Origin of the sequence: Trichloromonas sp., assembly GCF_041583255.1 — a bacterium.
In the GTDB taxonomy this organism is placed as follows: domain Bacteria; phylum Desulfobacterota; class Desulfuromonadia; order Desulfuromonadales; family Trichloromonadaceae; genus Trichloromonas.
This window is the reverse complement of the sequence record NZ_JBFHGD010000142.1, coordinates 1-8,583: the sequence shown is the minus strand read 5'-3', so window position 1 is coordinate 8,583 and position 8,583 is coordinate 1. Positions and strand designations below refer to the sequence as shown.

Annotated in this window: 8 protein-coding genes; 4 read left to right on the top strand and 4 right to left on the bottom strand. The window is 60.0% G+C overall.

Annotated elements, in window-relative coordinates; genetic code table 11:
• Nucleotides 1-524: 524 nt before the first annotated feature.
• The gene (gene purT, locus ABYV89_RS11615) at nt 525-1,706 is read left to right on the top strand and encodes a formate-dependent phosphoribosylglycinamide formyltransferase (protein WP_432823118.1); all 1,182 of its coding nucleotides are present in this window, start codon (nt 525-527) and stop codon (nt 1,704-1,706) included.
• A gap of 180 nt (nt 1,707-1,886) precedes the next feature.
• Here the strand turns inward: purT and ABYV89_RS11610 are convergent, their stop codons facing one another.
• Nucleotides 1,887-3,236, bottom strand: a complete 1,350-nt coding sequence (locus tag ABYV89_RS11610) for an L-lactate MFS transporter (RefSeq protein WP_432823117.1) — start codon at nt 3,234-3,236, stop codon at nt 1,887-1,889.
• A 1,173-nt stretch (nt 3,237-4,409) separates the two neighbouring features.
• Between ABYV89_RS11610 and ABYV89_RS11605 the strand changes: the two genes are divergently transcribed.
• Together ABYV89_RS11605 and ABYV89_RS11600 are read left to right on the top strand one after the other, a co-directional pair.
• On the top strand, nt 4,410-4,688 hold the full coding sequence (locus ABYV89_RS11605; RefSeq protein WP_432823116.1) for a helix-turn-helix domain-containing protein: 279 nt from the start codon (nt 4,410-4,412) through the stop codon (nt 4,686-4,688).
• Nucleotides 4,685-5,875 (top strand): type II toxin-antitoxin system HipA family toxin, encoded by a 1,191-nt coding sequence (locus ABYV89_RS11600; RefSeq protein WP_432823115.1) that lies wholly within the window; start codon nt 4,685-4,687, stop codon nt 5,873-5,875. The genes ABYV89_RS11605 and ABYV89_RS11600 overlap by 4 nt, the downstream gene beginning before the upstream one ends.
• Before the next feature lie 29 nt (nt 5,876-5,904).
• Here the strand turns inward: ABYV89_RS11600 and ABYV89_RS11595 are convergent, their stop codons facing one another.
• The 3 genes from ABYV89_RS11595 to ABYV89_RS11585 all read right to left on the bottom strand — a co-directional run bounded on the left by ABYV89_RS11595 (nt 5,905) and on the right by ABYV89_RS11585 (nt 7,216).
• Nucleotides 5,905-6,243, bottom strand: coding sequence for a plasmid partition protein ParG (locus tag ABYV89_RS11595; RefSeq protein ID WP_432823114.1), 339 nt, complete (start codon nt 6,241-6,243; stop codon nt 5,905-5,907).
• A gap of 132 nt (nt 6,244-6,375) precedes the next feature.
• On the bottom strand, nt 6,376-6,837 hold the full coding sequence (locus tag ABYV89_RS11590) for a hypothetical protein (protein ID WP_432823113.1): 462 nt from the start codon (nt 6,835-6,837) through the stop codon (nt 6,376-6,378).
• 22 nt (nt 6,838-6,859) lie between these two features.
• The gene (locus ABYV89_RS11585) at nt 6,860-7,216 is read right to left on the bottom strand and encodes a c-type cytochrome (RefSeq protein ID WP_432823112.1); all 357 of its coding nucleotides are present in this window, start codon (nt 7,214-7,216) and stop codon (nt 6,860-6,862) included.
• Between the two features lie 239 nt (nt 7,217-7,455).
• Here ABYV89_RS11585 and ABYV89_RS11580 point away from each other — a divergent pair.
• A partial coding sequence (locus ABYV89_RS11580; RefSeq protein WP_432823111.1) for a hypothetical protein occupies nt 7,456-8,583 on the top strand: 1,128 nt, incomplete at its 3' end.

The following is an 8,583-nucleotide window of genomic DNA, read 5'->3' as shown; positions in this document are numbered from 1 at the left end:
GGTGATGGCGGTGCTCGAGGAGCTCAACCGCCAGGGGAAGACGGTCATCCTCGTCACCCACAGCGGCGAGATCGCCGCCCGGGCCAACCACCTGGTGCGGGTGCGCGACGGCCTGCTCGAAGGCCCCTAGGCAGCAACCGCTGCCAAAAGAGCCCGGAGAATATCTCCGGGCTCTCTTGGCAGCCATCGTCACGGGATCGCCGGCCGGGCCTTGCCTGGTGCGCGGCGCGCAGGGATAAAGGGGAGCAGAATCTTTCCCCCCTCCCGAAAAAAGGCCCGTGCCCTGGGAGTCCCTTTCTCCGGGGCCGCCTCATCTACCCCTTGACTCCCGCGGCCCTTCAGGGTAGATTTCCTGCGGCCAAACAGGCACCCGGCAGCCATGCGGCAAGGGCCCTCAGTCCCCCCCCCTTTGCCTTCCCGGACCACCGAGACCCGTCCTTTCGAAACACCACCTGATGGTCGTTTTCCCGCTGTCCCCGATGCCATCAACGAATAACCGTCAAATTCACATGGAAGAGGCTTATATGACGCGTATCGGCACCCCCCTGTCCCCGACAGCAACCAAGGTCATGCTTTGCGGCTCAGGCGAGCTGGGCAAGGAAGTGGCCATAGAGTTGCAGCGCTTCGGCGTCGAAGTGATCGCCGTGGACCAGTATCCCAATGCCCCCGCCATGCAGGTCGCTCACCGCAGCTACGTCGTCTCGATGCTCGACGGCGCGGCCCTGCGCGGCATCATCGAAAAGGAACAGCCCGACTACATCGTTCCCGAGGTCGAGGCGATCGCCACCGACACCCTGGTCGAACTCGAAGCAGAGGGCTTCAAGGTCATTCCCACCGCCCGCGCCACCAGGCTGACCATGAACCGCGAAGGCATCCGTCGCCTTGCCGGTGAGGAGCTGGGGCTGAAAACCTCCCCCTACCGCTTTGCCGGAACCTTTGAGGAGTTTCAGGCCGCCATCGCAGCCATCGGCCTGCCCTGCGTGGTCAAGCCCATCATGAGCAGCTCGGGCAAGGGGCAGAGCGTGCTCAAAAGCGCGGGCGACATGGAGAAATCCTGGCAATACGCCCAGGAAGGGGGCCGGGCCGGCAAGGGCAAGGTGATCGTCGAGGGGTTTGTCGACTTCGACTACGAGATCACCCTGCTGACCGTACGTCACGCCGGCGGGACTGCCTTCTGCCAGCCCATCGGACACCTGCAGATCGACGGCGACTACCGCGAATCCTGGCAGCCCCAGCCGATGAGCGAAATTGCCCTGGCCGAATCGCAGAAGATCGCAGCCGCCATCACCGAGGCGCTCGGCGGACGCGGCATCTTCGGGGTGGAGCTCTTCATCAAGGGGGATACGGTCTACTTCAGCGAGGTCTCGCCGCGCCCCCACGACACCGGCCTGGTCACCCTCATTTCCCAGGATCTCTCCGAATTCGCCCTGCACGCCCGGGCCATTTTAGGCCTGCCGGTTCCGGCCATCCGTCAGCACGGCCCCTCGGCCTCGAGCGTCATCCTGGTGGAAGGGGAATCTCAGCAGCCTTCCTTTGCCGGTCTCGAGGATGTTTTGGCCGAGCCCGACACCGACCTTCGCCTGTTCGGAAAGCCTTTTATCAAGGGACAGCGGCGCATGGGCGTTGTGGTCGCCCGCGGTGAAAGTATCGAGACGGCCCGTCAGAAGGCGGTCCGCGCCTCGGCCGCGGTCAAGGTCACCCTGTAATTTTGCCCCCGGTCTTCGGGGTCGGATCAGGGCGACCCTCTGAAGTTGCACCGAAAAGGATTAACAGATTGCCTCAGGATATAAAAAGGGCGGCCGATTGGCCGCCCTTTTTGGTCTTGCATCCCATTTTCTTGGTTGCCCGCGCTTGCTGATGCGACCTCAGGCGCCTGGCGCCGCTGCTCAGGCGGCTTTGCGCTCTTCGAGCCCGTCTGCCGTGGCCTCGCTTTTTGCGGTCGGCGCATCGGCGAGCAGGTGACTGTCGTCGGGGCGCCGGGTGAGCAGGGCGATGGCCACCGAGGCGAGCAGCAGGCTGCCCGAGATGTAGAAGGCCAGGTCGAGGCTGCCGGTGGCGTCCTGGATGATGCCGCCGAGCTTCGGCATGAAGGCGCCGAGACCCCAGCCGATAAAGACCAGGCCGTAGTTCATGCCGAGGTTCTTGCCGCCGAAAAAGTCGGCCACGAAGGAAGGCATGAGGGAGAGCAGCCCGCCGTACTGCCAGTAGCCGATACCGGTGGCGATGAAGAGCAGCAGGATGTTCTCGGAGGCGATGATCATCGGCAGTGAGAACATGCACAGCGCCGCGACGCCGCAATTGATGGCGTAGGCCCGGGTGCGGCCGATGCGGTCGGAGTAGACGCCGGTGCCGACGCGGCCCACGGCGTTGGTGATGCCGCCGTAAGCGGCGAGGATCCAGGCGTTGGCCACCAGGAAGGGGACCGCGCTTCCGGCTTTGCTGAGCAGGCCGGCAGCGTTGCCGATGATCAGCAGGCCCGACTGGGTGGCGAGCACGAACATGATCACCAGGGAAAAGAAGGCCTTGGTCTTGACGATCTGCGAAGGCTCCCAGTCGACCTTGGTGGCGATTGCGGTTGCGGCGCTGGCCTCGACCGGGGGGGCGGGGGGCTGGTAGCCGGCCGGCGGGGTGTTGAGCAGCTGCCCTGCAACGATGACCACCAGGGCGAAGATGACCCCCAGGGCGATGAAGCTGCCGGTGATGCCGTACCCTTCGATCAGGTAGCGGGCCAGCGGGCTGATGTAGAGCGCCGCGCCGCCGTAGCCGCTGACCACCAGGCCGGCGATGAGGCCGCGGCGGTGAGGGCCGAACCACTTGAGGGCGGCGGGGGTGGGGGCGGCGTAGCCGATGCCCATGCCGATGCCGCCCATGATGCCGAAGCCGATGATCAGGCCGGTGTAGCTCTTCATCAGGCCGGCGATGATGCAGCCGGCGGCCAGGCAGAGCCCGCCGATGGTGGCGCAAGCCTTGGGCCCGAGTTTGTCCTGGATCTTGCCGCCGGGAACCATGCAGAGCATGAACATGATGATGCAGAGCGAAAAGGGGGTGGCCGCCTGGGAGTTGGTCAGGTAGGTCCAGCCGGCGTCGATCCCGGTCATCACCTCACCGGCCAGTTCGGGGTTGACCAGGGCTTTTTTCCAGACGCTCCAGGCGTACAGGATGCCCAGGCAAAGATTGATGGCCGTACCGGCGAAGACGGTGACCCAGGCCTGACCTGGTACTTTGCTTTGACTCATGCGTGTTTCTCCTCCAGAAGAATAGTGATTCCCACTCGAAGCCTCTGCCTTGCACGGTCCCCGGAGGGGTTGCAGCCGGCCCCCTGTGGGGTGCCGGTTCGCATCCTCGTTCCGCGACGGAGGGCTGTCCGATCCGTTAACGAATGCGTTCTTGTTGTATTAAAATCGCACCCTTGTCGATAGAAAGTTATCTCTTGTTCGAATTACCAAGCCGTTTTTAAGCAACTTGAAATGGTGCAAGCGTCCGGTTTGGGGGGCTAAAATAAAACAAACAGCATTTGGTAATTATATACAGAGAGGGGACAATACCTAATTAATGGTCGCCTGTCGATTGAAAAATAAACGGTCGGGGATAATTTGTGAGAAATGGTAGGTAAGATGATCAGACCATTTAACCTTTTGGTCAGGGGGGCGTTTGGAGTGGCGAGGGCTGGCTCAGGGCGGGGCGGATGCGCCGGTATCGTTTTAACGAGGAAGCCTGGCATTAAAAAGGCCGGGGCTTGATCCCGGCTTATGGCAAACTCTCTGGCATGGGTTAGGGGCAGCTTTGCGATCCTGGTTGCGGTCAGGACCCGATCAGGATGCGGGCGACCAGGTAGATCAGGGCCGGCCAGGTGACCAGCAGGGCGAGCAGCGACAGGATGGTCCAGACGATGGTCTTGCAGGCGCCGCTGGTGATCGCTCTAACGGCGAGGGCGATATGATGAGCTATTCGCCGTGCCAGCGTCTCGCTGATCGGGATATCCTCTGCGTAGTCTGATTTCAGGTAGATGGCTTTCCCATGAAACCTCTCTTTCTCCGGGAGCTGGTTCAGATGCGGTTCATGGTTTTCCTATGTATATATCCCGGCTCTGCGCCAGAGTTGATTAGCCCCTTCTTACACTTAAATGATATCACCGGTCAGGGGGCTGGCAAGGTACCAAATCGACCCGGTTGCCAAACCCGGCTTAGACGTACTTCTCTACCAGCTCTTCGATGATTTCGCCGATGGTGGTCAATCTGCGTTACTGGTTTGTCCCCGCACCGGATTCCCTGTTGTGTTTGACCCGGCGCGGTGCTCAAGATCCATTAAGACAAAAAATAATTTGCATTAAGGTGGAAATGTGTTGATAATACAAAGAACCCTTATTGTTATTGTGAGATATGATTCTTTCTGGAAAGACGGCAGACAGTTTGAAGGCTCTGGGAGAACGGCTGCGTGAAGAGCGGTTGCGGCGTAACGAGACGCAGCAGGTGTTCGCCTCCCGGATCGGTGTGAGTATTCCGACCTATTACAAGATGGAGAATGGTGACCCCAGGGTCCAGATTGGCCAATGGGCTGTGGCCCTGGACATCCTGGATCATGCCGGGGACCTTGACTTCTTGCTGGCACCGACGGAAGACCTTTTCGCCAAGTATGATCAGTCGCAAAGCCCCAGGCGTCAGCGCGCTTCTCGCAAGGAAAATAAATGATTTATCGCATCGAGGTCTGGATCAATCTAGATGCTGTTGACGTTCGGGCTGGAGAAATGGTCTGCGAAATCGTCTCTGGCCGCCGCAACCGTGGTGCGTTTCGCTATGCGCCCGACTACCTGCGGCGATCCGATGCTTTTGCCCTGGACCCTGTCTCGCTGCCGTTGCGCGAAGGGGACTTTGCCGTAGAGCATCCCGGGGTTTTCGGGGTCTTTGAAGACAGCCTGCCCGATGACTGGGGACGACGCTTGCTGGTTCGCAGGCACCGCTTGCCGTTGCATCAGCAGAACCTGCCGACCTTGCTTCTGGCGCTGGGTGCTTCTGGACTGGGTGCTCTCTCTTATACTCAGCAGGGCGCCCCTGGTTCGCCCTCTGCTGAACTTTCCGTTGTCCACCTCGATCGGCTGGTGTTGGCCGCTCAAGCGTTCGAGCGCGGAGAGAATACGGATGCTGATATCAACCTGCTGCTCGGGGCGGGAAGTTCACCGGGGGGCGCACGCCCCAAGGCCCTGGTTTTCGATGCGGCCGCGGATGAGCATTGCCTTGCCAAGTTCCCAAGTATTAAAGACAATGTCGATGTCGTCCGTATTGAAGCCGCCACTATGAATCTGGCTGCAAGGGCTGGCCTGGTTGTCCCGCCGACCCGCCTGGTGGAATTTGGCTCCAGGCCCGTACTGCTGGTCAGGCGTTTCGACCTGTCTCCATCCGGGCGGCGTCACATGATCAGTCTGCAGACCTTGCTGAACGTTTCCGGGTACTACCACTGCCGGTATGGGGACATGCTGAATGTAGTGCGTAAGGTCAGCGCTGATCCGCAGGAAGACTCGGAGCGTTTGTTCAGGCAGATGGTATTTAACGCCGTGGTGCACAACACGGATGATCATCTGAAAAATTTCTGGATGGTCTGTGACAGCGACAAGGGTTGGCGTTTGTCTCCCGCCTTTGACCTTGTGCCCGATATCGGGCAGCGGGGAGAACATGTGCTTTTTTTCGACCTCGATCCAGTTTACCCGGGACGATCCAACCTGGAAAAGCTCGGAAGAGCGTGGGGCATCCCCGGGGCTGGCACCATTGTCGAGCACGTATTCTCGGCCGTTGCGGGGTGGCGGGAAGAATTCGCGGCTTGCGGTGTGGCGCAAAAGGACGCTGCGTGGTTCGCGGAAATTGACAGTTATTTGCAGCGTTGAGCAAAAAAAGAAGGTTTCCCCGGCCCAGCTTAGACGTACTTCTCCACCAGCTCTTCGATGATTTCGCCGATGGTGGTGCGCTGCCGGGCGGCGGCGATTTTCAGGCGCAGGTGCAGGTCTTCGCGGATGTTGGCGGTGAGGCGGATGTCTCCCTCGGGGACGAGGCCGGAGCCGCGGCGGGGTGGGGCAGGGGCGGCGGCTTTTTTGGCCGTGGCCTTTTTCCTGGCGGGCGATGGGGCAGGTTTGGATGGCGCGGCGGCCGGTTTCGGCTGCGGCCTTTTTTTGCTTTTGGACTTTTCCGGGGCGGGTTTGGCCGGCTCCGGCAGGCCGAACAGGGCCATCTGGTTGTCGCTGTTTTCTGTGTTCATCTACGGGCCTCGCTGGGTGAAATATCAGCCCGGATGATGACATACTTACCTACTTAGGTAAATGAAAAATGTATGCCGCCTGCAATAAAAAAGCCGGCGCGTGCGCCGGCTTCTGTTTGCGGTTTGCAGTGATTATTCCCAGAACTTCCACCACTTGCGGCTGTGTTCCTGACGTTGGGCCTGCCCCTGCTCCGAGCCTTTGCCGAGCTCTTTCCGCTCCTGCTCCAGCTTCTTTTCCTGCTGTTTTTCCAGCCCTTTGAGCTTGTCGTCGTCGCCCTCGTGCGATTTGCGTTCTTCGGTTTCGTACCCTTCGCGGTACTTTTCTTCTTTCTCTTTCATCTCACGCATCTTGTCTTCGGCGGAATGCCCCTGTTCGCGTATCTGGTGCTCCTGCTCCATCCGCTCGCGGTTGAGATTTTCAACCGATTTCTTCTGCTGGCTTTCCATACTGTGGCTCATCCCCTTGCCGGACATGGGGGAACCGGACATTCCGCCGCTGCCCCCTTTGTCGGCGAGGGCCGAGCCGGACAGAGCCAGAACGAGGGTGAGGGCACAGGCCAGGCCTTGGATGGTGAGGGTCGTAGTTTTGTTCACGTCAATGCTCCTTCCGTTGGTTTTACCTGCTTTTTTGCACCATGTAATGGACAGCGGCGGTGACGTCGCTGTCGGAGAGGTCGGCGTGGCCGCCCCGGGCGGGCATGAAACCGCGCTGCCCCTGGTAGCCGTTGATCGAGTGCGCCACCATCAGGTCGATCCCCTGGGCGATGGCACTGGTCCACTCGCCCCGGTTGCCGGTCTGCGGGGCGCCGGCCAGGCCCCGGTCGTGGCAGGCGGCGCAGCGCTCGCTGTAGACCTTTTCACCTTGGGCCAGGTTGACCCCAGGAGCGCCCTTGGACGCTTCGTTGTTATTGTCGCACCCCGCAGTCAGGATAAGGGTGATCCCGGTCAGGAATATGCAGCACAGCAGTTTCATCAATCCTCCATTGCAACAGGTTTGAGGGGCGTTCCCAACTTTTCATCATCGTGCAATTATAAACCAGGAAACATTCACCGCAAGTTTGCCGGATAATGCGGGCACTGTTTTCCCTTCACCAAAAGAAGAATCTAATGCATAATTTCTGAAAAATGTTATCCTGGCTACGTCTATTATTCTCCGATTCAGATTGGCGTACGTCTCATCGGAGAATTTGTTTTATATGGGGAGGGCATGTCTTGCCGAGCAGTTCTGCTGACACCGAAATTCATGAACTCGACACCAAGGTTCTGTTCAAGGTGCTCTACACCCTGAACATCACCCGCCATCAAGTCGCTTCCTACCCGCCGAATCACCCCATCATCGAAAATTCTTCCGCTCAGCTACAGAATCACCTGCAGCAGCTCTTCCAGATGACCGACCGGATCACCCTCGGCATCGCCCGCAACGTCATTTTGATGGGCGGTGACGCCCTGGAGCGCGGCAACGCGGTTTTCAAGGACCTGGCCAACGGCCTGTTCGATTCGGGGGTTGCTTCCCTGGCGTTCAATCGGCAGGTTTGCCTGCCGGAGATCGTCCTCTTCTGCAAGGCTCTCGGCGGCAAGCGCGAGGAGATCCATGAGCAGGGGGGGATTCCCGCTATTCTCGCCCGGGCCAGCGTTCGCGGCATCGAGGCGACGGGGATCGATTACGCTGCCTTTCACGCCACCGAGATGGCACGGATTAAGTCTCCTGCCGGCGCCCCTTCGAGCGAGCCGGAGATCGGGCTGTGGGAGGATTTCGTCGGCGGCCTGCTCGACGGCACCCTGGATATTTCGGGCAGCGAAGTGGCCGGCCTGGATTCCCTCGATCCCCAGGTCCTCGCCGAAGCGCTGAATCGTCGTCGAGACCAGGACCTGGATGACGAGACCGGGCAACAGGCCAGCTACGAGGCGAAAATCGTCTCATTCATGAAGCGGATAAACAGCGAGCAGACCGAAAGCGAACTGCGCAAGGAAACCCTGGGAAAGCTGGGTCTTTTCATCGATAAGCTCAGCCCGGAGGTGCGCAAGCAGTTTCTCAACAGCGCGTTCCGCTCGCTGGCCTCCCGCAGTGACCTGGTCGAGGAGATTCTTTCCAACCTGCAGCATGAAACCCTGCTCGATGTCTTCACCCAGGTCGAAAATCACCAGGTTGTGGTCCCCCAGGCGATCATGACCCTGCTCGGGCAGATGGCCAGAAAGCGCAATGGCGATGACCATCAGCGCGACGTGGCGGCGGTTCGCAAGGTCTCCACGGGAGAAATTCAGGATCGCCTGAAAGTTCTGTTTCGCGAGAACGCGGATGACAACTTTGTCCCGGCCGCCTACCAGGAATCCCTCAAGTGG